Source organism: Bacillus sp. XB1 (genome assembly GCF_053557995.1).
In genome coordinates, this window is record NZ_JBNRIL010000001.1 from 1,586,762 (window position 1) to 1,613,044 (window position 26,283).

Here is a 26,283-nt window from a genome sequence, read left to right on the forward strand (position 1 = left end):
CATAACACCTGCCTCCTTATCCAATTGCTTGTACTTCTTTTTCTAAGCATTCAATGCATATATTAGCGTTATCTGTAGTTACTTCACGGATATACGTTTTATCGAAGTAATTAATAGTTAATGGCATTTTTAACGTCCACATACACGGTTCATTACAAGCAGAGCATGTAGGAACGTTTATATTTTCTTCTTCCATTTACATCACCCCACGCTAATCGCTTTACAAAATAAAAAAGCAGCGAATCCGCTACTTTTTTCACCTTATCAAAAATAAATTTTGTTATTCATCGAAGGGGATGTCTTCTTCTCGTAGCATCCCCATTTCTATACCAAATTTCCAACATTCATGAGTACGTTCTGGAAATAAATATATTATCGCCTCGAACATGGCCCATGTACATAAAGAATGTATATTGTTTACATCACTTGGAGACACTCTGCATCTGATTGGTTTAAGTTCAATCGGTTGGTCCATAAGCTCTGTATAATTTGTCGCATCTAGTGCTTTGTAACTATGAGCTTCTTGAGATAATGTTCCATAAAATGTGTATGCAAGGGGTTCGTTTTCCATTAAACAATCAGATAGTTGTTTTAATGACCATGGTCCATTGAATAAAGAGTACCATTTAGGCTCATGTTTCTTTTTGGATTTTCTTTTTGTATTTTCCCATTCCTGTAGAATGTATTTAAATTTAGGATTATTTAATATTTCTGTATTAGTATCAATCGAACTTTGTAAATTTAAATGAGATACATCTACTTGTTGCTGTTTACTCCAAGTTCTCTTATCATTATTTTCATTTATTAAAAATCCTACGTAATAACTATACGCTCTATCTTTTGCCAATTCTTCTTTTTGTAAGATATATCTTAATGCTAGATATGTTTCTAGAATAGAACGCTTCATTACTGTTAACGGTCCTTCTAAATTCTGTTCTGCTAACACATAACCAGCATTAGCTTGTTCGATTAGTTTTCTAAAAAGAGAGGAAACTATTTTATGCTCTAATTCTAGATCTGTTCTTTTCTCTAAACCCTTTAAATATTTCTCTCCAAATTTTATACTCTGACTCAGTCTATATAGGGATGATTCCATAAGGTTCATTACCTCGCTTTGCTTTTTATTTAATACAAAGTACTGGTTAAATTGTGCCCAATTTGCACCCAACCGCACAAATTTTATTTACAAACTGAAATCTTCTAATGATTTATCAATCTCATCTTGAAATATCTGGTTTGAGTTGTGTTTGTTTTATTTATTTTTATTCCAAAGTTTTCTTTATAACTTTATATGTATCTGAGACTGCTAATACTATTAAACCAAAAGTTATTACAAAATACATGATAATTGTAGCAATTGCAAAGTTAGTTTTTATCGGAATATATCCAAAAAGAAAAACTAGAAAAAAGAGCACTAACATTCCCATCATTAGAATCAAATAATCTAAATAATACTGTTTATCTAAATTTCTTTTTCTCTTAGACAGAAGAGCTATACAAGCTATTGAAATAGCGATTAACCCTATAACTAAACTCATTCCTAACTTCGTTGTTTCTTTTATAACCTCTTCTAATTTAGATACATCCTTCGCAACTGCAATTGCTACTGTAGGTATGGTCACTACTGCTAAAACACTTATAAGTCCAATAATCCACTTTATTTTCTTCAAAACTATCCTTCTTTCTATTAAAAATACATCAGAAGAATATTTTAACAAATGAATCACAAAAATAATATATAAAGATTTAAAATAACGCAATAACAATATCCTTTTAAATTAGTAAAACATATACGGTATGTGAAGTTTCACCCTACATATATAGGTGGCTTTTGTACGACAAAAAAGAGCCCTGCTATACAGCAGAGCAAGAAATATATACCTCTATAAAAACAATACAAATTATTGATTCTCTGTTATGCTTTGGATTTCCAAAAATCGATTTTAGAATTACCTGGTCCTCCACCGGAAATTACATTACCATACTTTGCTTTCATGTTGCTAATGGTTTTGTTGATTTCTGCAACTGACACAGGACTTCCCCCACCGTTTAACACTTCAGTAAGAATTAAATAAAGTTGTACAACTGTTACTTCATCTAATGCGTCCTCCATATATGGAATAAAATTTTGAACTTTCATCTTTCCTGTTGTGTAGACCGCTCTGTTGTCATCAATAACTATCCAAGCAAGACAATGATATTCTGAACTTTCTCTGTCTTCCCACACCAAGCTTGAGGGGGCACCATCCTCAATTAGATTTTTGTCATATAGTTTGTTAATTTCACTTCTTGTAGGAGCAGAAAGCCAAAGAGGAAATAGCTGTTTTGTCCCTGGTATAGAGATTACACTCTCTATCATGAATGGTTCGTCATACGCTAACTCACCTTTTTGTTTCCCTTTTTCAAAATCTTTATAAACAAACCAATATTCAATAAACCAACCAAGTAGATTCATATTCGTGTGTTTTCCGTCTAAAAATTCAGATGTAATTCTTAAAATCGGCAAGTCAAACCTTTTACACAAAGTGTCTTTCTTCATATCCCTTTCAATCTGTTTTGGGTCGGCATGTGGTGGGCCATCAAACTCAACAGCAAAAAGTGGGTAACCCTGTAGGTCTGTAACAATAACGTCAAAGTGCGCCATTAACGCAAAAGAATATAATTCATTGGAGATACCACTACCTTCGATAGAGAAGATATCTGCAAGACGGACCTTTGGATAAGCAACAGCATTATTTCTTTCACAAATTTCTAGTACTTTTTTATGTGTTATTGATTCTGACCAATTCATAAGTTTCTTTAACATATCTAAATTACCTCCTAAATCTCCATAAATCACACAACATTCTCACTTATTTATTTCTACTAGGTGTCACTATTTCCTTTTAGAGGATGTAACTAAAAGCAAGTCTATGTAATAATTTTTAGAAACAATGTTAATCTACATTTCAAGGTTGAAGATATGGATTTTTTAAAGGTTATTCTGAAATGGGTTACGAAGGGCTGTTTTTCTTAATTTTCGCACCATATTTTGCCCAAGCATCTGAACAACCCATACATAGCGAAGCTATTTTCTTAGCTAATTCTTTTTCGCTTACATTTATTAAGTATGAAACATTCTACCTTCACTTATAGCTATGGATATCCCTATTTTAGAATTCCATAATATCCAAAGAGTTCTTCAAGAGATACCTCAACCCCAAACTTCTTCAAAGAATCTTTTCTTTGCTCAAAGAGAAGTTCTAAAACTTTTTTCTTATCTTTGTCTCTACCATAATGAATCAACCTATGACAGTTCGGACATATACTAACTATATTTCCAACAACATCTAAACTATGTTCAAACTCATGTTGCATTCTTAACGGTATCAGATGATGGGCCTCCATATAATTTTTCCGGCTGGCTTCTGATACAAATGTTTCATGTGTGCTATCTATCTCACATTTAAATTCTGCCTGTTTAATAGCTTGTTTAGCTTTTTTCGGATCACGCGGCCATACTTCTCTACCAGATTCTATTTTAGTTTTTTTTCGATTTTCTGGTTTCTCTTCTTCAGCAATTTTTACTTTACTAAAATCCGAATCAATATTAGCCTGATACATATCTTCCTCTTGCTCATCCTCAGAAAGAATAAAACTTTCATTTAATGCTTTAATAAGATTATCAATTGATTTATATGTTGCTAGTTTAATCTCTAATTTCGTTGGATCAATATTACTAAATCCTTGTGGAGTAAAGTTTAACTTATAGCCAAAGAAAGCTGCAAATTCAATCGCTTTAATATTTACAGATTTTACATCCTTAATAAAATAAATGTATTCCCACGTTTCATCATTATTATTTATTCCCCAAACTTTTTTGGCTACTTCGGGGTTATGTGTCTTAGCAAAAATCGTTCCATAAAAATGAAACTCTCCTTTTGAATAAGCTAAAATTCTGTCACCTTCTTTTAACTTTCCCCACCTTTTAATATTTGAAGAACCAGGAGTTGCTCCCCACATATGTACACGTTCATGTAATCCATTATCTTTAAGTTTAGTTACCGTACTTACATCTAAATCTGTTAAACATTTAGAAATAGAATATGGATTTTGTATAGTATCTTGCCAATGTCCTTGAGCACTATCATCACTTGCAGTAAAATAATATAACATATTTAATTCCACCTTTTTAAATTTCATTATATTTCTTTTTAGAGTCTCGAGATTTCTCTACTGGATATTTTTTATTATTTTTTTCTATTTTGTTTATAATAATCTCTTCTAAATCAATATCCAATTGATCTGCTAACAACATTGAATAAATGAGTACATCTGCCAACTCATCTTTCATGTCTTCTTTTTTTGTTTCTACAGCTTCCTCACTGCTTTTCCACTGAAAATTCTCCAACAACTCACTCGCCTCTAAAGAAAGAGAGATAGCTAAATCTTTAGGATTATGAAACTGCTTCCAGTTCCTATCGTCTCGAAACCTTAGGACTTTTTCTAAAATAGTTTGATTCATTTTTCAAATCCCCCAGTTACTTTTCATTGGTAAACTCTTCTATAATTATATATAACCATTTGCTTCCATTGCAAAAAAATATGAATATATAAATGTAAAAGATTAAAATAAAAATAAGTACACATGTTTTATTAGGAGGTATATGTATGTCCAATAGCAATTCATGGTTAGATGAAATTATAGCAATATTAACCGAACTAGATGGAGCTGGAACACTGAATCAAATTAAATCAAAGGTTATGGAGCGTAATAAAATTGACTTGAATAGATATCAACACGAACAGTCTATAGCTGCAAGAATTAGAAAGACCATTTATCAACATTCAAGTGAATGTGATATTTACAAAGGTGAACAGGATTTATTTTATGCTGTAAATGGTAAAGGAAATGGTTTATGGGGGCTAAGAGATTACGATAATAATAGTAATTCTGATCTAATAAACGGCGAAGAAGCATTTGCTGAAGGTAGACAAATTCTTAAGACTCACCTATCCTACGAGCGTAACAGTAAAGTGATTAAATTGGCTAAGGAACGATTTAAACAACTACATAATGGAAGGCTGTTCTGTGAAGTTTGTGGTTTTGATTTTTATAAGGCTTACGGAGAGTTAGGAAAAGATTTCATTGAAGGTCATCACACTGTACCTGTCTCCGAGCTTAAAAAGGGCTCTGTAACCAAAGTAGAGGATATTGTAATGGTATGTGCTAATTGTCATAGGATGCTACATAGGAAAAGACCTTGGTTGACTAAAGAAAACCTACAACTTTTATTTAAATAAGTTTCCCAACAAAATTATTTCATATAAAACAAATAACCATCTTCCAGTATTGTCTATTTATAAAGGAAAATGGTTATTTTTGTCGAATATCTCTCATTAGGAGATATTCTAATTATGGAGGTGATTAATAAACTTCTAATACAATTGTACCATCTCTACGTATCATAACATTACCAATACAATAGCGTTTTTGATTTATATCAATAAGACTTCCGCAGCCTAATATATTACTTGCTTCAAATAAATCACTTAAAGAAAAATCTCCTACAAAATGATTATTTGTATGAATTTCACATTTCATTTTATCACCACCTTACAAGAAAGGAATATATCATGAATAAGTACTATAACAACTTACTTGAAAAATTATTATTATTTCACCCCTATTTAAAAAAGGCTACTACGATAGAAAAATTAAATGGTTACATTAACAAATTTCAAAACTTTAACCAGACATACCAACAAATTAGAGAGAGTAATAAAAAAGACGACACTTCCCATCTTGTTGCAAAGACTTTAATTGTAGGTTTAGAACAAGAACAAATTAATGAATCAGATTTAGACGAATTACTATTTTTATTACTAGAAGATTCCCTTTTCAATTCTTATTTATTCAAACTTACTAGTCCTAAATCCGGTTTGTATACTTCCACAGAATTACTAAATTCCTGGAATATACCTAACGATCACAAAATTTTGAATAATATAGATAAAGAACATTCAAAAGACTTTGTTATATGTGGTTATAGAGAACTTAATGATGACGGTAATTTAGAATTATTAAGATTACTATTACTAGACAATAAAACTATAGAAGTCGGCTTTAAAAATGAAAATACGAAAAAGGTGATCTTCCCAACAATTGTTGAGATAGATTTTAGAAGATCTCTACTACACATACGTTTAAAAGATGTGGATAACATTGTTAATGAACCAGAAAAAATTAGTACTATGTCTGGAAGAATAAAGAATACTTTATCCTTTCTTGATTCCTTCAAACCTGAAATTCATTATAAAGAAATAGAAAATTTCCGGAAAAACCTGTACAACATTGAAGAATATCTACTGCGCGAAAAAAGAGACCTTGCTCATCAAAAATTAAAAGAATTTGATAGTGAAGTTGAACATTTTACTAAGCTAGTATGTGACAAATTTTCACCTCCTCAAGATAATGAAATTACACCAAAAGAGTACATTTCAAATGGTGTTTTATCCATTATATCGACTGGTCTAAAAATGAATGAACTTGGAGATGTTGTAGGAATTAAATTCCGGAATAACAAAGATGATAACGATAGAAGATATGCAGAAATCACAATTAAAGACAAAGGATTTAAATGTATTTCTACAAACAATCTTTATTGGTTAAATTTACCTGTATTACAAAATAGACAGGCTGTTGAATTCTTACAAATAGTAAAAATACTTGCTAGCGGAAATATAGTCTCTAACTTAGAGTTTTCATTAGATACCGCTAATATTAGGATTCTACAAAAAAGTAATGAAGAAATTACAGATGGAAAACCTACTCAAGAAAAATATGATGATTTTATAAATTTCATCATAGAATTCATATAAAAGATCCCCACTCTAAGAGTGGGGATCTTTTATACTTAAATGCTAGTTTTATTAAAATTTCCTTCTTACATATTGGTGGCTTCTGTATGACAATTTTTCAATAATTATATTCATTTGAACGTGGATGCATCGTTTCTTCTATACCTCTAGTTATAACTTGCTGCCTAATAGCTTTAGAAATCCTTAAAAAGCTCGGAATTTCTATTAAACCTTTTTTTTCCTTTATCACTCTGATTTTACATTCATTAATTAATTCCCCAGCATCCATATTAAAAGGAAATTGATTAGACCTGTTATGTCCATGACTCAATAAAAGTTTATTTCTTTTTTTAAGAGCATTTAGAATAGTCGATACTAACCATCTATCTAAGTATTTCATTTGCTCTTCGTCATCTACTAAGGGATAAAAGCTCATTATACCTTTAAAGTTAAGACGCTTATGAGAGCGATTCAAGTAATTTTTAAGTGCTCTTTCATTTAAATTCCCATATAAATATCTTCTAATTTGCATGATAGCTGTAACAAAATTTGCATCGTTATCATTACTTGGAATGATGACAGCTTTTAATGCTGGAACATTTAAAGGTTGTATTAAATTCCTATATAAAAGATAACTTATTTGTTTTTTTATCTTATTAACAGATGACTTTTTTATGCTAACATTATCACCTGATAAACTATATCCTAAAAAATCGATATACGATTTATTCCTATCAAATTCTGACGGCATTCCCCTTTTTGATAATAAACTAATTCCCTCTGATTTCTGAAAATTTATTCGAACACCAGCTTGCTTAGAGAATTCATTAATGATATTAAAAGATTTACATATTTTTGCATAATCCTCTGACCATATAATGGTATCATCTGCATACCTTGCAAATCGTAATCCTTCTTTTTCTAATTTTTTATCTAATTCCCAACATACTAAATTTGCTAAAAAAAGAGAAATTGAAGTTCCTTGTGGAATTCCTTTACCAAGCGGCTTAAGAAATTTATATATTAAATCCTTTTCAAATTCACTTACTAAAAATCCATTATTATCAAGTTGCTTTAAAAGATAATGATGTTCAATGGAGCCAAAAAAATCTTGAAAATCAAACTCAGCAATAAACATTCTTGGACTTTCTTTTATATCTAATGCTATGTCTTGAATAGCGAAATGTACATTTCTATCATTTCTATATGCATAAGAAAAGGAACTAAATCTATGCTTATTTTTGCCTATCAAACTTTGATACAGATAGTTGGAGACTGCTTCATCTGGAAGCTGAAAAATATAAACTGGTCTAGTTTTGGAACTATTCTTCTTTGGGACTTGCTTTAAATATGGTTTAAATGGTTCATAACTACCATCAATAAGTTTTTTAAAAATCGATTTGGTAATAGATTCTTTATGTTTCAATACATAGAAAGGGTTATGCTTTTTATCTTCATGCCAATGTTCAGGTGTTTTTACCTCTTTTTTTTCTGGATTCTCTATTCTTCTTAAATTTCTTTGATATACCAACTCTAAATTATTATGATAATCATGATGCTCTTGAGCTTGTCTAGAGGCAACTTCTTCAATATGCTTTGAAATTTGCTGTTTTAACATATAATCCCCCCACATAAAAAAACCTTGTTCAAACGAACAAGGTACACGGTATCTACACTTAAAAATAAGTCTCCACTTTCGAACGATTAAAGGAGTATTAATCGTTCTCCAAATTCAGTATTACCTGAAGAATGTAGAATCCGCTCGTCATCTAATGACATATCTACATATTACAAAAAAGATTCTAAAATGTAAATATTATTCTTTAGATATTTACAACTTATTCCTGTATAATTAAAACAACTTCTCAATTAAATCTCATCACTACTATAAACAAAAAATACTTTCCTGAATTCGCTTTGCAATTTTTCTTTCCCCCCTCTCCACCACTGTTTGCACCGTACTACGACTTATCACTAAATAACTAGCAATCTCACTATATGATAAACAATATCCCCTAGACATCAAATATAATTCTTTTTCCCGCTCAGTTAATGTAGATAATGCATCTTCTAATTGAACCCTTGCCCATTCGCCAATTGTGTGCTCTTGCACTTGATTATCCCACTCATAAATATTATCATCCATATTCCGAAAATAACGTTGCATCAACAATGGATCATAAACCTTTTCACGTTGATATGCCGCTCTTCTTTCAATCCCTCTTCGGTTACCAGGCCGTCTCGCTGTCTGCATCCATTCCAAAGCAAACTCTAGATCTGAAATCATTTCAGAATATATCTTATGCTCTTCTTCCTCAGCTGTTCCTTTAGCTTGTTTGATGGTCTTCAAAGACTGCTTATACTCTTTAATTAATTCTTCCATTACCTCATTCCCTTTCTTTCCAAAATAAAAAAGGACACTGATTCTTTAGAACAGTTAAATAACTGTTCTAAAGAATCAGTGTCCTCACGCTTTCGTTCTCGGACTACTTAATCTTGTTCTCTATCTTCTTTGATGGATCCTAAAATCGCTAAAAACAAATTTGCTTTATCTATAATACGATGATTTCTTATTGCCAAAATCAGTATCACTGGAAATATAATGCTTGGAATTAGCATTATGTTCATATTACTGTTTCCTACAATGTCTATAATTGTTTTAACATAACTTATATCCGTTCCACCAACCTTACTGGAAATTTGCGCTAATTGTGCCGTGGTAGCTATTAATATCGATACTATAATCCCGATAAAAGTAGCAAGTATTGTATAAATTTGAAAATTAATTTTTGCAGTATCAATATAAGAAACTAACATAGAATAATAAAGGTTTAGCTGCTTCTTATCACTGATTTCTAAGTCTATATACTCTTTAAACTTTTCCATTTCCCGAAGGTTGTTACCCTTTTTAAAGCTTGTATACTCCTCATTTAGGTAACTATATATGCTACGACTTTTCTCTATCCCACGCATTCTTGCTTCCTCTTGGATATTTGTATTACTACTATTTTGAACTTACTCATTTGTATTAACCTCAGACAAAAAAGATTCCTCTCAAATCATTCTAAATATTTTTATATAATTTAATATTAATATAAAAATATTAATTAAAACAACTCACTTTCTTCAAATTTAATCCTTTTTGCTTGTCCCTTTACTGTCTCAATAATTGTAAAACCATGTTCAACAGCTTCACACATCTTCACTTTCCCCTGAGTTCCATCTAACACTAATACAATTATTTTTCCCGATTCAATTTTCTGCTCAATCTTCATTTCTTCTACATTTATTTTCATTTCTTTTATTCTCACGCTAAACACTCCTGTTTATTATAGTTATTTTTTTGTAAGTAGGGAGTGATCTCAGTTTTGTATTTTATAAATTGCCACTACGAATATACAATTCACCTCCTACCCTATTCATTAAGGCTTTAAAATACTTATAAAAGCATCATGAATCTCCCTTTATACATACCCTACAACATATACTGGCATAAATGATTGTTCTACCGATAAATGTAAACGTATAAGAATTGGCTCTTTTATATCACGGGCATATTTACACAGTTCTTCAGCTCTTTCCCAATCAAATCCATTATCCTCAACTCGTTTATACCGCCAGATTCCAAGTGTATATTCTTCAAACAACTCATAGCAATCATCTGGTGCTGTTGTTTTTGGAATTTCATCAATCGCCTTTGCTTTACTTGGTATTTGGACAATAATATCTGTATAGCGAACTTTAGAGTTTACCCTCCTGACATTGGCCTTTTTAATATCAAATGCAGTAACTGGTTCAACATCAAATATCGTTAGTTGTTCAGGCATTACAATCCCTCCAAACCCGTACTTCTTGGAGATACTTTTCGTTTCTCGGCTTGATCATAGACTAGCAAAATGACTTCTTGAGGTTTCCGTTTAAATACCTTCGAAATGTTCTCTACGGAAATACCAGCCTTCCACATCTCTCGAAAATCATTAATCTGTTGGTTACTCCACCCATGATTAAATTGCTCTAGCATAATATAATCTGCTTCCATTTGACTTAAGCCTCTTTTCGATATTTAGCTAATACTTGTTCTAAACGTTTACGTTCACCCTCTAAATCCATTTTCTCGTGCTTTACAGGCTGAGATTGCACTTCTGTATCTTGTGTATGTAACCAATCAGGGACGATTTCTTGTCTAGTATTACTTCTTCCACCACGAGACTGGTATTTCTTACGGAATTGAGCTTGTGCAGCTTCAACGTCAGTAATACTCTTATACCCTTTAGCATGCCAATCTCTTAATATACCTTGAACATAAGACATATTAGGTGCATTCTTTTCTAAAGCTATTTGCATTGCTTTAATAACAAGCTGTGCATTCAAATCTTCAATCCACGCATTAATCCCTTCAGCCACAAATGGTTTAAGAACTCCAAAGTTTTGCTCATAAAATGCTATTGGATTTTCTTCTGCAACTTTTTTATCTCTTGAGCAGCTTGCTGCTTCTTCTTTTGTTTTTGTTTCTTCTTTTTCTTTTGTTTCTTCTTTTGTTTCTTCTTTTTCCTTCATAGGGTCTTCGAAGCCCCTTATAAGCCACTCAAAACGAGCTTGGAAGTATTCCTTAATACGAGGAATTTTAAAATCTTGCTGCTTTTCTAACTCTAAACATGTCTCATAAAAATCAATTAAAAAATCTTCACACTTAATATTCTGAATTTCTTTTAACACACACTTTTCAATATTCAAATTTGTAATAGCATTGAATTTAAGCCAATTAAGCAACATAATTTCTTTCGTCTTTTTGTTGTAATGAATTTTCCCGTAATCAGCAAAACGCTCTAGCAGCTTCTCAACCGTTTCACGGTTATATCCTGTATCCATTTCTATCACTCGTAATGGAAGCTCATAGATACCACTCTGAGAAGTTTTGCTATTAGTCATTAAGTATAAGTAGAAGTATTTCTCCTCCGGTGTAAGATCTAAAACGAACGCATCTTGCCAATATGAAACTTGAACAGGTCTATAAACTGCCATATTATTCATCCTCCATTGTTTTACTTGATTTACTTTGATATACTTAATCCAATTCAATTTTTAGAATGACTCTCTATTAGAGTCTAAAATCTATCACTCTGCCAAGTGATAGATTTTTTATTTTCTTCGACTAACTACTGATGCATTAATCCCCTGCCCTTGAAGGCTTTTAACAACTACACGATAACTCTTTGATACATCGTGAACCTCTTTTTCATTACGAAGGCTCTTGAATTCTTTTGCGCATCTATTTAATTCATTCTCCCAATGATCTGCTTCATCTAATGAACTAGCATTGAACATGCTATGAATACATGTCACCATGCAGTTATGTAATTCATTTGCAAAAGCAAAATCACCTGGTAGAACTAAGTCGAACAGACGATTACATTCTACTTTCATAATTTGCTCCCCATTTTTAATAATTTGATACTGTACGCATCGTTATGACCAGAATGTAAAGTATATTAAGCGGTTAGAGTTAACCAATCTTTCTGGTCATAACGACAAGCACAACAGCTTGTCGCACTAAATTGTTATATGCTATAATTTATCTATCGTCATGATTGGCTATCGCAAGCTACGCGGTGGCCTTTCCTTTTTTCTTTTTGTTTTTCAAAACAAATGCTGCTTCTATAATTCGAATTCTTATCTCCATTAATTTCTTCTCTTGTTTTAAATCCCTAGCTTTCATATAGTCTCCACAAACTGCTGCAATTCTAATATCACCATATAAATTTGCTTCCTTACGAATTAGCGTTTTATATTGATTTAAAGTTGGACTTGCATAATCAATTGTCATAACTTAAACCTCCCCAATAAAATAATTAAATTAACCTTTTATATACTTCCTAGCTCGTAATGATACTTTCCAGTACTTAAAAATTTCTTTCATTGAAAAACCATATTGATCACATAGGACCGCTACGAGGCTCATCATTGAACCTGTAGCATCCAAGATTTCATGCATTACCTTTTTCAAATCCTCTTTCTCTCTTTCGGACCAAGTTTCTGAGGGCTTAGACCAACATACTGTATCAAGTTGTTCCAAAGCTTTGTTTGTCTCTTGATAAACCATGTATCTCATACTTGTAGGATGATGATCTATGTGCTCTCCATTGAAGAACGGGATACTTACATCCCCTGTTGCTTCACTCCACATTTTAAAAAACAACTGCGGATCATTAATTCCTTCAGTAATGCATTTTCGTAAATCTTCTGGTAAGCGTCGTTGTTCAGTTTCATATTTTGCTAGTGACTCACGACTCACGGGGATTTCTAAGGAGAGTTGTTCTTGGGTGATTCCCTTTCGTTTGCGTGCCATAGCAACTTCTTTTCCTATGGACATCGTTTACTTCCCCCATTCGTACCTAAAGCAATATTTATTTGTGACAACTTACTATGGTAATGTACTATTAGACGGATTCTTTAAATGGATTGTAATACTCTGTATTATTTTCTACCCAGTCAGTATGATTTTCCATCCATTTAAAAAGAAGATGTGTAGGAATAAGAACTCCTGCTTCGCGACATACTGGAAAATCAGAACGGTTTAATAACTCAGATGCTTTAGTGCGTTTAATATGTAATAATGCCATTAATTCTGTAATAGTTAAAAATGGTGGTAGTTCTTTCATTGGTTGTAGATGTTCTGTTGCTCTTCGTACTTCTTCTCGGATGATTTGACGAAATGATTCAATATCAAATTTAATCATCGTATACACCTCTTTCTGCTTACAGTATCTTTTTGTAAATTATGGTTTACAAAAACATCTAAAATATATTTTCTACATTAGTCCCTAAAACTTTAGCAATCTTTATTGCTAATTTTACATTGGGCTGCTTTTTATTATTTTCTATTTCAGAAATATACGTACGAGATAAACCAACATAGCTCGCTAACCGTTCTTGAGATAGTAATTTCTCCTTTCTGAATAAAGCTAATTTATTCATACAATTTCTCCTTTCGTTGTATTCATATGAATACAAAACATATTGTAAACTATGATTTACTATATTGTCAACAATGGTTTACTTATCTTTTTATCTATTTTTGTTTCTTTTTGTAAATTATTGTTTACAATTATATTAGGAGGATGAAGTATGAAAAAAACTCTTGGTGAAATCATTAAAAATTATCGTTTAACACATAAACTCTCCTTGCGAGATTTTGCTCAAAAATGTGATGTCAGTCATGCATACATAGACAAGCTTGAAAAAGGTATTGATCCCAGAAATGGCAAACCTGTAGAACCGACACTATTAGTAATAGAAAAAATATCAAAAGCTATGGATAAAAAAACAGAAAATCTTTTAGAAGAAATAGGCTTTATTGAAGGGGAAAGAAGTGACGCAAAAAAAGATATAATTAATGACCCAGAACTTGGACTTTGGTTTAAAGATATTAAAGAAGCTTCTCCTGAGAAACGTGAAGAGTTAAAACGGTTTTGGGAGTTTATAATGCAGAATGAAAAGACTAAACAAAATAAAGATAAATAAAGTCAAGAACTAATCCTCAACCCTATTTATCTTTATTTTAATATTTTCCCTTTATAAAAAAGACCCTTTTGAGGAATTCAAAAAATATTTTAATTATTATATGTATAAATTCTCTTTTACTAACTTTACATATACCATTAGCCTATTTTTTCATTAACATAATCATAGGTAAATCATATAGCACAAGAATTTTTTCCTGTGCTATTATTAATTTGTTGTTTCTCAATTAAAATTAAATCTACTCAAACAAATTAGATAAAGTTTCATCGATTATCCCATCTATTCCCTCATCATCTGTTACAAACCATCCCTTTACTTCATCTAATTCTACATTAGAATTTTCAATTACAAAAGATATGAATGGTTTTAGTGTAGTAAACATACTAATTATCTCTTTAGATCCTATTCTATAATGCTCTGATCCATTTAGAAAACTTCTACCACCAAGATTAATCAACATGCCACCTCCAACATATGAGCCGTACAGTTTTTCTTCCAAATAATATGGTACCAATACCCCTTGTAAAATTTCATTCATATTTATAATAAAATTCGAAAATTTGATTCCTTGAAATTTACAGTTTTGAATCATAGATGTCTCGATCTTGGAATTACGAATGTATGTATTTTCAAAATTCCCATACCTTAAATTACAATCTTCAAAATCTACATATTTAAAGGTTGAATTCTCAAAGTTCGCGTTATTTAAATGACAATTTTCAAAAACAATATTATTAAATTTACTATAAGAAAAATCTATATTTCCTAGCCGTAACCCCGATAGCAAATAGGTTCTGGATCTCTCACGCCCTAAGTTATAATCATTATCTATAGATTCCATATTTATCCCCTGAAAACAATCCTGACTCCATTCAGGGGCCGCACTACCAGCAAAATGATTCCAGTTTTTAAACATTTTAAACAAAACTGAATAATCCTCCATCTTAGATAAGAAAAATTGTTTATTGTTTATATCATTGTACAATGTAGTCCCTGTAATAAGCCCTAGCCATCGATCTATATCAGGAACATTTTGATCTATTGGTAACGGCACCTTTAATAATTCATTATCAAATAGAGCTGTATGTTGCGAAATCGGTTTAATTAGAAAGTAATTCGAACTTGATTGAATTATAGATAATGATAATTCAACTATTTTATTCAATACTTTCTCATCTATTGGCCATTCATTTAAAAGTATGTCTGGTATTTTAGTAGTATTAGAATCAAATGTGACTTCATCAAACCATTTATACTTTAGTTTATGTGTAAATAGGTCTTTACCATATTCCGGAATGCATAGTGATGCTAACATTGGGAAAAGCAATCTTCGTCTTTTCATTACCTCTTCCACTGAACTATCAGAAACACTTTCTTTTAATAGATTTAATAATCCTTTAAAAAATTCTATAGTTTGTGCAGTAGGATTTCCTATATTCAATCTAATCCTAGCCTCTTCAACACTTGTATTGTCATTAAGAGCATAATTTATGAATACTTTTAAATAGTATTCAGCAAGAAGCATTTCCGCGAAAGATTGATGCTGGAAATAAAAATGATTTCCATCTTGTCCGAAATAACACTGTGATAAAAATCTTATCTCCTCTACTTCTTTATATTGTTCTTTTTTTGCATTATCGTTCTTATCTATTACAGCACCTTCTAACGTATTACTTATATTTTCTTTAGTTAATAAGCTTCTACTTTTGCCGATATGATTTTCAAATAACCATAAAGCTGCCGTAGAATGCAAAATATTTCTAAACCTAAATTCATCTAATAAATTAATCACCTTAACTGACTCCATGTACTTTGCTTCTTTAGTAAGTAGATTAATAAAAGATAAATATATTCCAATTTTATTGGTACCAGAAAGCTCCTCCTTATTTATTATTAATTTATATAGAATATAGGCAAAAATAGGTCTCTTCAATTCATCATGTGTTAATATTTTTTTATCTATTAATTCTTTATAAACATCTATTCTTAATCCAGTATTCAGGCTATTGATGATTTCTCTCCCAATCCCTTTATAGCTATCAAGTTTTAAATCTTCCTCTCTTAATAAACTATCATATAACCAATCATTAAATTGAAACTTTAAAAAACCATATAGGGAAATATAATGCGCTATTGGCCTTTCCTCATCATTATTTATTGTAAATGGTCTATGTTGATTTAATTGTTTTTGTAGTCCGTATTCTATTGGTCTAGATGTAACTATTACTCTATTTTTTCTAGATCTTGTTACATCTAGATTCTGTATTCGCTTAACAGATAAAACAACTTTTTCAATATGTTCTTCATTCAGATTCCCCGATTCATCTAATGAATCAACTAAAAAACAATATTCCTTTGATTTGAAGGAATCCTCAGCTAAATCAATACCATACCTCCTTCCTAAATAATCACTAATGACACCATATACACTATCTTGATTATAAGTATCAAATTCTCTTAAATTAAAATATACTGGGAATAAGCCCTCACCACGTTGTTGATATTTCTTTGCTAACTGTGAGGCATAATACTTCATAAAAGTCGACTTCCCTTTTCCAAAGTCAGCTATTACAAATAGTACTTTTTCTATATTATCCTCTGTTTCAGAAAAATATTGTTTAATTAAATTTTCAATTGGCTCTAATTTTTTTTCTTCCTCATCAATATCAGTTATATTTTCATCTGAGTATTCACTACTCTCATTTCTATACTGTGTAACCTTCCTCCAACTTGCATAAGTTGTTTGATATCTAAACTCCTCTGATTGAACATATCCAATTTTTTCTAAGTTTAGAGTGTCATTTAATAATCTTAATTCATTATTTTTTAACAATGCATCCTGTATTTCTTCAAAATGCCGAGGATAATCCTCACCAAACTGCTTTTCCACTTCACTCGCAATATTCTCGTTAAAATCTTTTACAAAAAAATTAATTATTCGTTGCTTCTCACATGGCTCTTCTAAAATAATCTGATCTAACAAATGCTCACATGATTCCCTTATAAAATGCACAGCTGGATGTTTTATTGGAGTATAGTGCAAGATAATATCCGAATTACAAATATTATCCTGTTTGTTTTTTATACTTGTCTCAAATAAATCTATTATATGATTTTGCACATGAATATCTATTGAAAAATCTTCTAATTTTCCCAAAGACTGCTCTGCCTGTATACACGCTGAAAGGAAATAAGTACCTAATCCAAAATTCTCAAGTTTTTTTTCAGATTGACGCTCAAAATATTTATCAATTAGTTGTTGGCCAAATAACTTTACGGTTATCCCCACTAAACCGTTTGTATTTTCAAGAGCTTTAACTGCATTTTTCTCAACATAATCTTTAAGATTATCCACAGTAAACTTAGAAATGAATGGAATTGTATCTTTGAAACTCTCCAATATTTTTTTATTTTGCAACATTTTACTCATACTATCACTTATCCTTTTAATTAATTATTTTCAAAAATAAAATTATTCTTTTTTAATTAATACCTATTTATACTTAAGTTTTATGTATCGATTCATTAAAGGGAACTCTGTAATTTTTCTATTGTTGGTATATCAGCTGGGGCCCACTCAAGCTCTAGCAAATTAGCGACACTAACCCATTTCAGTTTCGCATGTTGAAAAGCTTCAGGTATACCGTACTCAATACACGCTTTAAATGTAACTAGATGAACAATAATATTCTCATACTCATACTCAATTTCTTCTACTTTTTCTCCTATAGAAATAATACAATTTAGTTCTTCTTTAATCTCACGTACTAAAGCTTCTTGTAAAGTTTCTCCCTCTTTTATCTTTCCACCCGGAAACTCCCAATAGTTGGGTAGTGACATTGTAGGAGAACGCAATGCACACAACACTTCATTATCATCATTAAATATAACCGCTCCAACGACGGAAACTATGTTTTTCATGTTCAATCATTCCTTAGAGGTTTTAGTGTAATTCAATTATCATCTTCATTCTTATATTGGTCTAATTTTACTTTTAACTTCATAACATCATTTTTATCATTTAGAACATGTAGACGACGGTGGCAGTTTGCACACACTCCTACTGTGTTATAGATAGTATCTTCTCCTCCTTCAGATAACCATTCTACATGATGAGATTCAAGATAAGGATTCCCTTTTTTATCTTCAAATGGAGCTTCTTGCTCACATAACTCACATATGCCATTTGCACGCCTTTTTGAGCACTCTGCCACAAATTCATTTCTTTGGTACGTTTCAGTTTTTGTATATCGTTTATTACTAACAGGCGCAGCTTTCTTAGCTCTCTCCTTTAATTCTTGGTAATCTAATTTTCTTGCTTCCTTTTGTTCTTTCTCCTGTTTGCTTTGAACCACTTTATTTGAAAGTATTACATTATCTTTTAATAAACGAATTGGAAAAACCCATACCATCCTATCTTTACCTTGTGTATCTTCCTGTATCTCTTGAAAAGGTTCCTCTATAAGTTTAACTTGCCCCATGAAGATATGTTCACCAGGTCGAAACGCCTCAAACAAATATATACTTACTCCATTTTCATTGGATTCGTACAATGTTTTGTTTTGGTTTCCATCTAGTGTTTGATGTCCTTCTTGTCCCATTCCTGTATAAAATAATATATCTTTATCCCAACGATCATCATAAATACCTTTTGTATGATCAGAAAATAATACTAATGTATTTGTCTTTTTAGATCGCCTCATTCCACCCATGTTTCCACATTTAAAATGTTTAGCAATTTCACTATTATCGTATATTTTACCTATTTCCATTGAATCGATGTCTTTTCTAATACTTTTTAACCACTCTCTTACTTTCTCTATATCATACCCTTTATCACGAGTACTAATTTTATAGAAAGGTAATCCTTCTTTTTCCATAGTGACCAAAGTATCTCTAGATAAATTGAAATGTTTTATAATTTGTTTTTGTGTTACCATTGTTTTCATTTCCAACTACTCTCAACCCTCTTTGCCATATATTTCTTTCATTTATTACCGTATCTTAACATTTAATTCCTGGCAAGATATAAATTAGCAATCTCACATAGTTTAATATTTTAAAATCAATATATAAAAATAAAACTTCAAACTTTTTCTCTTTTATTATAAAATAAGAACAAATGTTCTTATTTTATAATTTAAACGGAGTGAAAATTATGTTTCAATCGCAACCCTACTACACGACACAACTCGAAGACTATATTCAGCACATGTACCATTCCTTATCTATTATTGTTCCAGAACAAATTGATATGATTGAGATTGCGAATAAATTAAATATTTGGCTCTATTGTGCTCCATTTGGTAGCCATGCTATCGAAAGGAACGGAATGTATAGCCTAATAATTGATAATCGACAAACAAAACAAAAGCAATGGGAGGATTTTGGACATGAACTATGTCACATACTCTTACATTCTGGTAACCAATTATTAATGTCTAAGATGTTTCTTGATTACCAAGAAGCAAAAGCTAAGAATTTTGAATTACAGTTTTGTATTCCAACTTTTATGTTAAGAAACTTGTCTCCTTCATATTTAACAGCACATTTTATAGCTGAGACTTTTAACGTCTCACTCCAATTCGCTGAAAAAAGGCTACTGCGTTTTGAAAATCAACTATTAGCTAGTAAGTTACAAGATGACATTACTCAACACTACAAAATGAGTTAATAACTTTTTAAGGAGGGTTCAATTTGAAGGGATACTTTCGTAAACGTGGAGACAGATGGGCGTTTACTATAGATGTTGGTATAGATCCATTGACAGGCAAAAGAAAGCAAAAAAATAAAGGTGGATTTAGAACAAAAAAAGAAGCTCAAAATGCTGCTGCAACGATGATTACAGAGATAGAGAAAGGAATATATTTTGATGACAAACAATTAACTGTTTTAGATGTATGGGAAAAGTTAAAGCCTCTTCGTAAAGCTGAATTAAAAATTACATCTTATGAGAAAGACATGAGCTTAGTAAAGCTCTATATCCTTCCCCCATTTAGTTATAAAAAAATTAAAAGTATTAAGCCCATAATGATTCAAAGCTACTATGCTGAACTTAAGGAAAAAGGACTATCAAATGGTACAATCAGCAATATCCATCGCTGTCTAAGATGCATTTTCAAACACGCTGTAGAATGGGAAATCATACATGATAATATAATGAATAAGGTTAAAAAACCACGTGAAGAGCAAGGTGAAATGAAAACATGGTCCAGCGAAGAATGTAATCGATTCCTCCAGTATCTAGAAGAAAAAAATATTAAGTACCATATGTTCTTCTTACTTGCAATCTATACAGGTATGAGACGCGGAGAATTACTTGCACTAACATGGAAAGATATTGACTTTGATAATAAACGTATCCTGGTTAATAAATCGCTTGTAAAAACAGAAAAAGGACTTTTTAAAGCTGCTACAAAAACTAAGTCTTCAAATAGAAGCATTAGTATCTCTTCTTTTGTTATAGGGAAGTTACAATCCTACTACTCCTATAAAAAGAAAGAATTTTTCCGCTGGGGTATACACTTGAATGAAGAGACCTATATTTTCACTGGCAATACGATACATTCGCCCTTACATATAGATGCTCCCCATCGCTTTTTGAATGATCACTATAAAAAAGCTGGTGTTCCCCGAATTCGTATACATGACTTACGACATACTCACGCTACACTCATGCTTCAGGCTGGAGAACACCCTAAAATCGTACAAGATCGCTTAGGACACTCATCTATTCAAATGACGTTAGACAAGTATAGCCACATCACACAGAACATGCAGCAACAAGCAGCAGAAAACTTCGAGAGCGTAATAAAATCTAATGAAAACACCTGATAAAAAATGAACAAATTAAATGTGAGCAAAATGTGAACATCGAGGTGAATCACCACTTATAAACCTTGATATAATAAGGTTTCTCATACTATATCGTTGAATCTTGGGAGAAGAATGAACANGCAAAATGTGAACATCGAGGTGAATCACCACTTATAAACCTTGATATAATAAGGTTTCTCATACTATATCGTTGAATCTTGGGAGAAGAATGAACAGTTTTAGAATTGTTTATTTGATAAAATATAAAAAACACAAAAGTGCCAAACCCCTTATACCACAAGGGTTTTGGCACTTTTTAATATCTAAAACAAATTTTATTGAAATAATTATTTTTATAGATTTACATACTTTTTTATATAGTACGTGAACATATACAGTACAAAATTACACCTTTGTATACACATTTTTAGAAACATCTTACGTTTATCAAACAATAACCAAAAGACGTACCTGCAACCTCATCATATAAATAATAGATATTAAAAAGAGGACACTATAAGCGCCCTCTTCCTTAGGTTTTAAATATGTTCTCCATGATCCATAAACACTTCAATTGCTTCGTTTTGTGGTATGTCTTTTACATTAGTAAGACCAAAAGTAAAAACAGCGGATAACATCATCATTAATAAGATTGCTTTTTTCATTTTAGCGCCCTTCTTTCTATGCTCTTTTTGTCTGCATCTAAAGCGATGTGCAAATACTTGCTTGCTTTTCTGTGATTTTCTGAACCATAGAATCTTTCACCTAAAAGAGAAGCATATTCTTTTACCCAATCATATAATTCTTCTTTTTCAAAATACGAAATACCTTCTATAACCACATTTTCTAATTCTTCTTGCGGTACATAGTTATGTACTGCTTTTAAAATTCGGAAATGATGACGATAACATAAGTCGCTAATCTTATAGCCATTCTCAATATATTCATTAGCGATATGACTATAACCTAACTTAAAATGTTCTCTTGCTAAAAGAAACATAGTTTTAGCGTTATTTTCTAATGAATCCTCTAAGTGTTTAATTGCTAACTCTGGCATGTTTTGACTTGCGTATAAAAGTCCTAAATTATGCTTAACTCGTTTAATAAGAAGTTCATCATTAGATTTTTGGAAGGTACCTAGTGCTGAAAGTAAATATTCCTCTGCACTTTCGAATTCATTTAGTCGAATGTGTGCCATTCCTAAAGTATTTAAGCATGCTGCAGTTTTTAATTCATACCCTGGACTAATTGAAAATACTTCATTCGCCTTTGTAGCAAATTGAACTGCTAGGATCGGTTTTAATACGTGATAGTAATGGACTGCAAGCCAATAATTAAATTCAGCTTTTTCAATTTCATCATGCATGTACTCTAAAAATGTTTCAGCTTTTTCAAATTGCATTCTTGCTTCACTATGGTTTGCTTTATTAATAGCGTAAATTGCTTTAAATAAATGATGATAGTACTCTAAAAATGTTTCTGTAGACTCTGGTAAAGGCTCGATTTTGTCCAGAATATCTTTTGTACTATCCATATCCCGAATTAGCAGTTTATACCGTGCATTCAATAAAGCGTAGTAGACTAATATTGTTTGGTCTTCCTTAATATTATTGATTTTATTTGCAATATCTTCTTTTATTTTCTGAGACTGTAATACACGTTGTGAAATCATAGCTTGATACCATTCGTTTAATAATTTTGTGATTTCTTCTTTAGAAATAATGTCAACACTCATCTACTTCTACCCCCTTTTGTTAAATGTTATCATGACATGCTTGTTTGCATAAATAAGTTTTTGAATATTCTAACTTGAAAAAATTATTTTTGAATATTCATGTTAACAAAATGGTCCCTTTTCAAACCTTAAAAAAGAACACATGTTTGTTTGTAGTGGCATTAAAAAAACAAAAGTGAGGTATTACATCATGGGATATAACAGCTTTCCTGTAGTACGTGGAAGAGGTATGGTGAAATGGAATCCGTTTGCTTCAATACCGGAGCAATACGAGGAAATACATAGAATGTTTGAGGAACAATATAAAGTACCTAAACCTTTTTTAACACAAGATACTATGGAACGAATAGAAAGAGCGTTAATGCAATCTTTTCACGAGGAAGAAGAAATACATATCTCATACTATCGTGATGGAATGGTGCAAGACATGTACATAAATGTATTACATATTGAACCGATGACGAAAACTATATATTGTACAGATGCCTTTGGTTTGAATACTAAGTTTAAGTTTAATGAATTGGTGAATATAAATTAAAAGAAGCCGCCCGACAGGACTGAACTGCACCCCAATTGTTAGACACAGTCTAACAATTGGGATGCAGTTCACATATATAGGTGGCTTTTGTACGACAAAAAAAAAGAGCTCTGCTATACAGCAGAGCAAAAGAAAAATATATAACCCTATAAAAATAATACAAATTATTGATACTTTCAAAAGACGAAATTTAAATTTCCATCACAATAATAGCTATGTTTAAGTATGAAACATTCTACCTTCACTATAGCTATGAATATTCTTATTTTAGAATTCCATAGTATCCAAATAGCTCTTTGAGAGATACCTCAATACCGAACTTCTTCAAAGAATCTTTTCTTTGTTCAAAGAGAAGTTCTAAAACTTTTTTCTTATCTTTGTCTCTTCCATAATGAATCAACCTATGACAGTTCGGACATATACTAACTATATTTCCAACAACATCTAAACTATTTTCAAAATCATGTTGCATTCTTAACGGTATTAGATGATGGGCCTCCATATAATTTTTTCGGCTGGCTTCCGATACAAATGTTTCATGTGTGTCATCTATTTCACATTTAAATTCTGCCTGTTTAATAGCTTGTTTAGCTTTTTTCGGATCACGAGGCCATACTTCCCTACCAGATTCCATTTTAGTTTTTTTTTCGATTTTCCGGTTTCTCTTCTTCTGCAATCTTTACTTTACTAAAATCCGAATCAATATTAGCCTGATACATATCTTCCTCTTGCTCATCCTCAGAAAGAATAAAGCTCTCATTCAACGCTTTAATAATATTATCAATAGATTTATATTTTGCTAATTTTGTTGAATCAATATATGAATATATAAATTTAAAAGATTAAAATAAAAATAAGTACACATGTTTTATTAGGAGGTATATGTATGTCCAACAGCACTTCATGGCTAGATGAAATTATAGCAATATTAACCGAACTAGATGGAGCAGGAACACTGAATCAAATTAAAACAAAGGTTATGGAGCGTAATAAAATTGACTTGAATAGATACCAACACGAACAGTCTATAGCTGCAAGAATTAGAAAGACCATTTATCAGGTAAACTATCATAAAAACGTTCAATGGCCGCTACTAAAACTAAATCTTCTAAATGAGCAGTTTTAAGGTTGTTTATTTTTAAAAACATCAAAAATGCCAAATCCCTTATATCACAAAGGATTTGGCATTTTTAAGTATCTAGAACACGCGCTAAATTTAAGGAGAAATTAACAGACATGAGTCCGGTATAATGCCGTGTCCACACCCAAGGATCGGTTACATAAAATAGCGTATCTAACCTGGGAAGTCTATTGGCCTTTTTCCCTTATAGTAACGCTCTCTTCTACTAAGACCTTTTCTTTCTAGGGCCTACAATTAATTTAATCGCTGTTCTTTCTTCATTATTGATAGAAATCTCTTGAAACGCTGGAACAAAAGCTAAGTCAATACCACTTGGAGCGACGAACCCTCTTGCAATCGCAATTGCTTTAATCGCTTGATTTATAGCTCCAGCCCCAATCGCTTGAATTTCCACATTACCACTTGTTCTTAGTACTCCTGCTATTGCACCTGCGACTGAATTTGGGCTTGATTTTGAAGATACCTTTAATATATTTTCCATGTAAGTTGCTCCCTCTATTATTTAATCTCTCTTTCGTTACAATTTTAAATATTTTAGCGTATCTTTAATTACTATTCACACCAAAAACAAACGATGCTTCATATGTATATTATTCTATATTTTCTGACTTTTTCCTGCTCAGCTACGCAAATAAAAAATAAACTAAATAACCTAATATAAATATAGATAAATATTATATTTTCACCAAATGATAACATCCATACAGCTAAAGGTAATATTTCTGTTTTGTCAGACTAAATAAATATAGTAAAGTGAAATTTTAATGAGTGGGGGTTTAATTCATCCCCCACCTAACTTCTTTGCTTTCGCTGAATTTTGAGATGGGAGTCTTACTGCTCGGAAAATAGTGGGATAAACGTTTCCTCGTTACTTCAATCTATTTAGAAATTCCATTTATTTTTCTATCAAATTATAAACCTTATCATCTTCAAAAGGTGTTACAGGTAATACCCAAATACTACACTTCATCATTTGACCACTTTATATTCCAAATCTATTTCCTTTTATAGTACAAGCATACACGCCAATTGTGATTCATCTTCATAAACTACTATGTGGTTTAAATTTATTAAGAATAGGAGGTAATATTTTGGGTTCATACTATCATTCTTCAAACTCGTATAAAAAATGCTCATGCAAATCTTCTTCCAGTTCAAATAAAAAATGTTCATGTGACCATTCACATAAACGAAGCTGTCCTGCATACGGAACTTTTTGGCAAACTGAATTTATAACTGTTCCTTTTGGCGATCCTTTTCCATTTAATCACGTTGGACCTTTAGCAGGAGGTGTTTCCTTACTAAATCCTACTACTATACACTTTAGACAAGCTGGTGATTATAGAGTTTCGTTCATTTCCAGTATTAATACTACTTTAAATCCTGTATTTCCACATATCCCAGTCATAACTATATTTTTAAATAACAATCCACTTGCTAATAGTCAAGGTGACTTCGCTATTCAAATGAATACTTCATCAAATAACGAATGTCTTCAACTCGTTGGCGAAACAATTGTTACAGTGCCTGCTAATTCAACTCTTCAACTTAGAAATAATAGTGGTTTTAATCGTCAAAGTATTGTAACTTGTGACAATGGTATAAATTCAGTTGAATTAACAGTTACAAAACTAAGTTAAAATTATTTCTTCACATTCAGATGCTATTTCAGCATCTTTTTTTATTGAATAA

The 26,283-nt window shown here is 31.3% G+C and carries 34 protein-coding genes; 8 read left to right on the plus strand and 26 right to left on the minus strand.

Annotated features, from left to right (window positions below; genetic code table 11):
- Positions 1-16: 16 nt before the first annotated feature.
- From ACK1U5_RS07960 to ACK1U5_RS07985, 6 genes are all read right to left on the minus strand, one after another.
- Entirely contained in the window at positions 17-196 is a 180-nt protein-coding gene (locus ACK1U5_RS07960; RefSeq protein WP_448814797.1) for a hypothetical protein, read from the minus strand.
- Between the two features lie 84 nt (positions 197-280).
- Positions 281-1,096 (minus strand): DUF5677 domain-containing protein, encoded by an 816-nt coding sequence (locus ACK1U5_RS07965; RefSeq protein WP_448814798.1) that lies wholly within the window; start codon positions 1,094-1,096, stop codon positions 281-283.
- Positions 1,097-1,262: 166 nt separating this feature from the next.
- A complete protein-coding gene (locus ACK1U5_RS07970) occupies positions 1,263-1,670 on the minus strand; it encodes a hypothetical protein (RefSeq protein ID WP_448814799.1) in 408 nt (135 codons plus the stop codon).
- A 245-nt stretch (positions 1,671-1,915) separates the two neighbouring features.
- The gene (locus ACK1U5_RS07975; RefSeq protein WP_448814800.1) at positions 1,916-2,806 is read right to left on the minus strand and encodes a DUF2726 domain-containing protein; all 891 of its coding nucleotides are present in this window, start codon (positions 2,804-2,806) and stop codon (positions 1,916-1,918) included.
- Positions 2,807-3,147: 341 nt separating this feature from the next.
- The gene (locus tag ACK1U5_RS07980; RefSeq protein ID WP_448814801.1) at positions 3,148-4,155 is read right to left on the minus strand and encodes an HNH endonuclease; all 1,008 of its coding nucleotides are present in this window, start codon (positions 4,153-4,155) and stop codon (positions 3,148-3,150) included.
- A 16-nt stretch (positions 4,156-4,171) separates the two neighbouring features.
- A complete protein-coding gene (locus ACK1U5_RS07985) occupies positions 4,172-4,504 on the minus strand; it encodes a nucleotide pyrophosphohydrolase (protein ID WP_448814802.1) in 333 nt (110 codons plus the stop codon).
- Positions 4,505-4,650: 146 nt separating this feature from the next.
- On the opposite strand from ACK1U5_RS07985, the gene ACK1U5_RS07990 reads away from it, so the two are divergent.
- A complete protein-coding gene (locus ACK1U5_RS07990) occupies positions 4,651-5,283 on the plus strand; it encodes an HNH endonuclease (protein WP_448814803.1) in 633 nt (210 codons plus the stop codon).
- Between the two features lie 124 nt (positions 5,284-5,407).
- Here the strand turns inward: ACK1U5_RS07990 and ACK1U5_RS07995 are convergent, their stop codons facing one another.
- Complete coding sequence (locus ACK1U5_RS07995) at positions 5,408-5,584, minus strand: hypothetical protein (RefSeq protein WP_448814804.1); 177 nt, start codon at positions 5,582-5,584, stop codon at positions 5,408-5,410.
- 32 nt (positions 5,585-5,616) lie between these two features.
- Between ACK1U5_RS07995 and ACK1U5_RS08000 the strand changes: the two genes are divergently transcribed.
- Positions 5,617-6,861, plus strand: coding sequence for a hypothetical protein (locus ACK1U5_RS08000; protein WP_448814805.1), 1,245 nt, complete (start codon positions 5,617-5,619; stop codon positions 6,859-6,861).
- Positions 6,862-6,958: 97 nt separating this feature from the next.
- Here ACK1U5_RS08000 and ACK1U5_RS08005 read toward each other — a convergent pair whose 3' ends face one another.
- The 12 genes from ACK1U5_RS08005 to ACK1U5_RS08060 all read right to left on the minus strand — a co-directional run bounded on the left by ACK1U5_RS08005 (position 6,959) and on the right by ACK1U5_RS08060 (position 13,815).
- A complete protein-coding gene (locus ACK1U5_RS08005) occupies positions 6,959-8,458 on the minus strand; it encodes a reverse transcriptase domain-containing protein (protein WP_448814806.1) in 1,500 nt (499 codons plus the stop codon).
- Between the two features lie 267 nt (positions 8,459-8,725).
- Entirely contained in the window at positions 8,726-9,223 is a 498-nt protein-coding gene (locus ACK1U5_RS08010) for a sigma factor-like helix-turn-helix DNA-binding protein (protein WP_448814807.1), read from the minus strand.
- Between the two features lie 107 nt (positions 9,224-9,330).
- Complete coding sequence (locus tag ACK1U5_RS08015; RefSeq protein WP_448814808.1) at positions 9,331-9,813, minus strand: hypothetical protein; 483 nt, start codon at positions 9,811-9,813, stop codon at positions 9,331-9,333.
- A gap of 134 nt (positions 9,814-9,947) precedes the next feature.
- Positions 9,948-10,151 carry an XtrA/YqaO family protein gene (locus ACK1U5_RS08020; RefSeq protein WP_016512926.1) on the minus strand — a complete coding sequence of 68 codons (204 nt, stop codon included), beginning with the start codon at positions 10,149-10,151 and terminating at the stop codon, positions 9,948-9,950.
- 153 nt (positions 10,152-10,304) lie between these two features.
- Positions 10,305-10,667, minus strand: a complete 363-nt coding sequence (locus tag ACK1U5_RS08025) for a cell division protein SepF (protein ID WP_448814809.1) — start codon at positions 10,665-10,667, stop codon at positions 10,305-10,307.
- Positions 10,667-10,879 (minus strand): hypothetical protein, encoded by a 213-nt coding sequence (locus tag ACK1U5_RS08030; protein ID WP_000387013.1) that lies wholly within the window; start codon positions 10,877-10,879, stop codon positions 10,667-10,669. Before ACK1U5_RS08030 ends, ACK1U5_RS08025 begins: the two co-directional genes overlap by 1 nt.
- A gap of 5 nt (positions 10,880-10,884) precedes the next feature.
- The gene (locus ACK1U5_RS08035) at positions 10,885-11,862 is read right to left on the minus strand and encodes a DnaD domain-containing protein (RefSeq protein ID WP_448814810.1); all 978 of its coding nucleotides are present in this window, start codon (positions 11,860-11,862) and stop codon (positions 10,885-10,887) included.
- 117 nt (positions 11,863-11,979) lie between these two features.
- On the minus strand, positions 11,980-12,264 hold the full coding sequence (locus tag ACK1U5_RS08040; protein WP_448814811.1) for a hypothetical protein: 285 nt from the start codon (positions 12,262-12,264) through the stop codon (positions 11,980-11,982).
- A gap of 178 nt (positions 12,265-12,442) precedes the next feature.
- Positions 12,443-12,664 (minus strand): hypothetical protein, encoded by a 222-nt coding sequence (locus ACK1U5_RS08045; RefSeq protein ID WP_000151152.1) that lies wholly within the window; start codon positions 12,662-12,664, stop codon positions 12,443-12,445.
- Positions 12,665-12,694: 30 nt separating this feature from the next.
- Positions 12,695-13,210: a helix-turn-helix domain-containing protein gene (locus ACK1U5_RS08050; RefSeq protein WP_448814812.1), complete on the minus strand. Its 516-nt coding sequence runs from the start codon at positions 13,208-13,210 to the stop codon at positions 12,695-12,697.
- A 67-nt stretch (positions 13,211-13,277) separates the two neighbouring features.
- Complete coding sequence (locus tag ACK1U5_RS08055) at positions 13,278-13,577, minus strand: DNA-binding protein (protein ID WP_448814813.1); 300 nt, start codon at positions 13,575-13,577, stop codon at positions 13,278-13,280.
- Between the two features lie 58 nt (positions 13,578-13,635).
- Entirely contained in the window at positions 13,636-13,815 is a 180-nt protein-coding gene (locus ACK1U5_RS08060) for a helix-turn-helix transcriptional regulator (protein WP_078187399.1), read from the minus strand.
- Between the two features lie 150 nt (positions 13,816-13,965).
- Between ACK1U5_RS08060 and ACK1U5_RS08065 the strand changes: the two genes are divergently transcribed.
- Positions 13,966-14,361 carry a helix-turn-helix domain-containing protein gene (locus tag ACK1U5_RS08065; RefSeq protein ID WP_078187400.1) on the plus strand — a complete coding sequence of 132 codons (396 nt, stop codon included), beginning with the start codon at positions 13,966-13,968 and terminating at the stop codon, positions 14,359-14,361.
- A 238-nt stretch (positions 14,362-14,599) separates the two neighbouring features.
- On the opposite strand, the gene ACK1U5_RS08070 is transcribed toward ACK1U5_RS08065, so the two are convergent.
- From ACK1U5_RS08070 to ACK1U5_RS08080, 3 genes are all read right to left on the minus strand, one after another.
- Positions 14,600-17,791, minus strand: a complete 3,192-nt coding sequence (locus ACK1U5_RS08070) for a pentapeptide repeat-containing protein (protein ID WP_448814814.1) — start codon at positions 17,789-17,791, stop codon at positions 14,600-14,602.
- 95 nt (positions 17,792-17,886) lie between these two features.
- Positions 17,887-18,282 carry a (deoxy)nucleoside triphosphate pyrophosphohydrolase gene (locus tag ACK1U5_RS08075; RefSeq protein ID WP_098773614.1) on the minus strand — a complete coding sequence of 132 codons (396 nt, stop codon included), beginning with the start codon at positions 18,280-18,282 and terminating at the stop codon, positions 17,887-17,889.
- Between the two features lie 32 nt (positions 18,283-18,314).
- Positions 18,315-19,310 carry an HNH endonuclease gene (locus tag ACK1U5_RS08080; protein WP_448814815.1) on the minus strand — a complete coding sequence of 332 codons (996 nt, stop codon included), beginning with the start codon at positions 19,308-19,310 and terminating at the stop codon, positions 18,315-18,317.
- A gap of 209 nt (positions 19,311-19,519) precedes the next feature.
- On the opposite strand from ACK1U5_RS08080, the gene ACK1U5_RS08085 reads away from it, so the two are divergent.
- On the plus strand, positions 19,520-20,035 hold the full coding sequence (locus ACK1U5_RS08085; protein ID WP_078187620.1) for an ImmA/IrrE family metallo-endopeptidase: 516 nt from the start codon (positions 19,520-19,522) through the stop codon (positions 20,033-20,035).
- Positions 20,036-20,058: 23 nt separating this feature from the next.
- Positions 20,059-21,195, plus strand: coding sequence for a site-specific integrase (locus ACK1U5_RS08090; RefSeq protein ID WP_448814816.1), 1,137 nt, complete (start codon positions 20,059-20,061; stop codon positions 21,193-21,195).
- Between the two features lie 521 nt (positions 21,196-21,716).
- Here ACK1U5_RS08090 and ACK1U5_RS08095 read toward each other — a convergent pair.
- Positions 21,717-21,842 (minus strand): hypothetical protein, encoded by a 126-nt coding sequence (locus ACK1U5_RS08095; RefSeq protein ID WP_000709202.1) that lies wholly within the window; start codon positions 21,840-21,842, stop codon positions 21,717-21,719.
- Positions 21,839-22,912 (minus strand): response regulator aspartate phosphatase, encoded by a 1,074-nt coding sequence (locus ACK1U5_RS08100; RefSeq protein WP_000109862.1) that lies wholly within the window; start codon positions 22,910-22,912, stop codon positions 21,839-21,841. The genes ACK1U5_RS08095 and ACK1U5_RS08100 overlap by 4 nt, the downstream gene beginning before the upstream one ends.
- A gap of 190 nt (positions 22,913-23,102) precedes the next feature.
- On the opposite strand from ACK1U5_RS08100, the gene ACK1U5_RS08105 reads away from it, so the two are divergent.
- Positions 23,103-23,450: a YolD-like family protein gene (locus ACK1U5_RS08105; protein ID WP_000541074.1), complete on the plus strand. Its 348-nt coding sequence runs from the start codon at positions 23,103-23,105 to the stop codon at positions 23,448-23,450.
- A gap of 262 nt (positions 23,451-23,712) precedes the next feature.
- Here the strand turns inward: ACK1U5_RS08105 and ACK1U5_RS08110 are convergent, their stop codons facing one another.
- Entirely contained in the window at positions 23,713-24,126 is a 414-nt protein-coding gene (locus tag ACK1U5_RS08110; RefSeq protein WP_232487518.1) for an HNH endonuclease, read from the minus strand.
- A gap of 210 nt (positions 24,127-24,336) precedes the next feature.
- On the opposite strand from ACK1U5_RS08110, the gene ACK1U5_RS08115 reads away from it, so the two are divergent.
- Positions 24,337-24,576 (plus strand): hypothetical protein, encoded by a 240-nt coding sequence (locus ACK1U5_RS08115; RefSeq protein ID WP_000071988.1) that lies wholly within the window; start codon positions 24,337-24,339, stop codon positions 24,574-24,576.
- 220 nt (positions 24,577-24,796) lie between these two features.
- Here ACK1U5_RS08115 and ACK1U5_RS08120 read toward each other — a convergent pair whose 3' ends face one another.
- Positions 24,797-25,072 carry a stage V sporulation protein S gene (locus tag ACK1U5_RS08120; RefSeq protein WP_000427801.1) on the minus strand — a complete coding sequence of 92 codons (276 nt, stop codon included), beginning with the start codon at positions 25,070-25,072 and terminating at the stop codon, positions 24,797-24,799.
- Between the two features lie 610 nt (positions 25,073-25,682).
- Here ACK1U5_RS08120 and ACK1U5_RS08125 point away from each other — a divergent pair.
- Positions 25,683-26,231, plus strand: coding sequence for a hypothetical protein (locus ACK1U5_RS08125; protein ID WP_000536153.1), 549 nt, complete (start codon positions 25,683-25,685; stop codon positions 26,229-26,231).
- Positions 26,232-26,283: the final 52 nt, after the last annotated feature.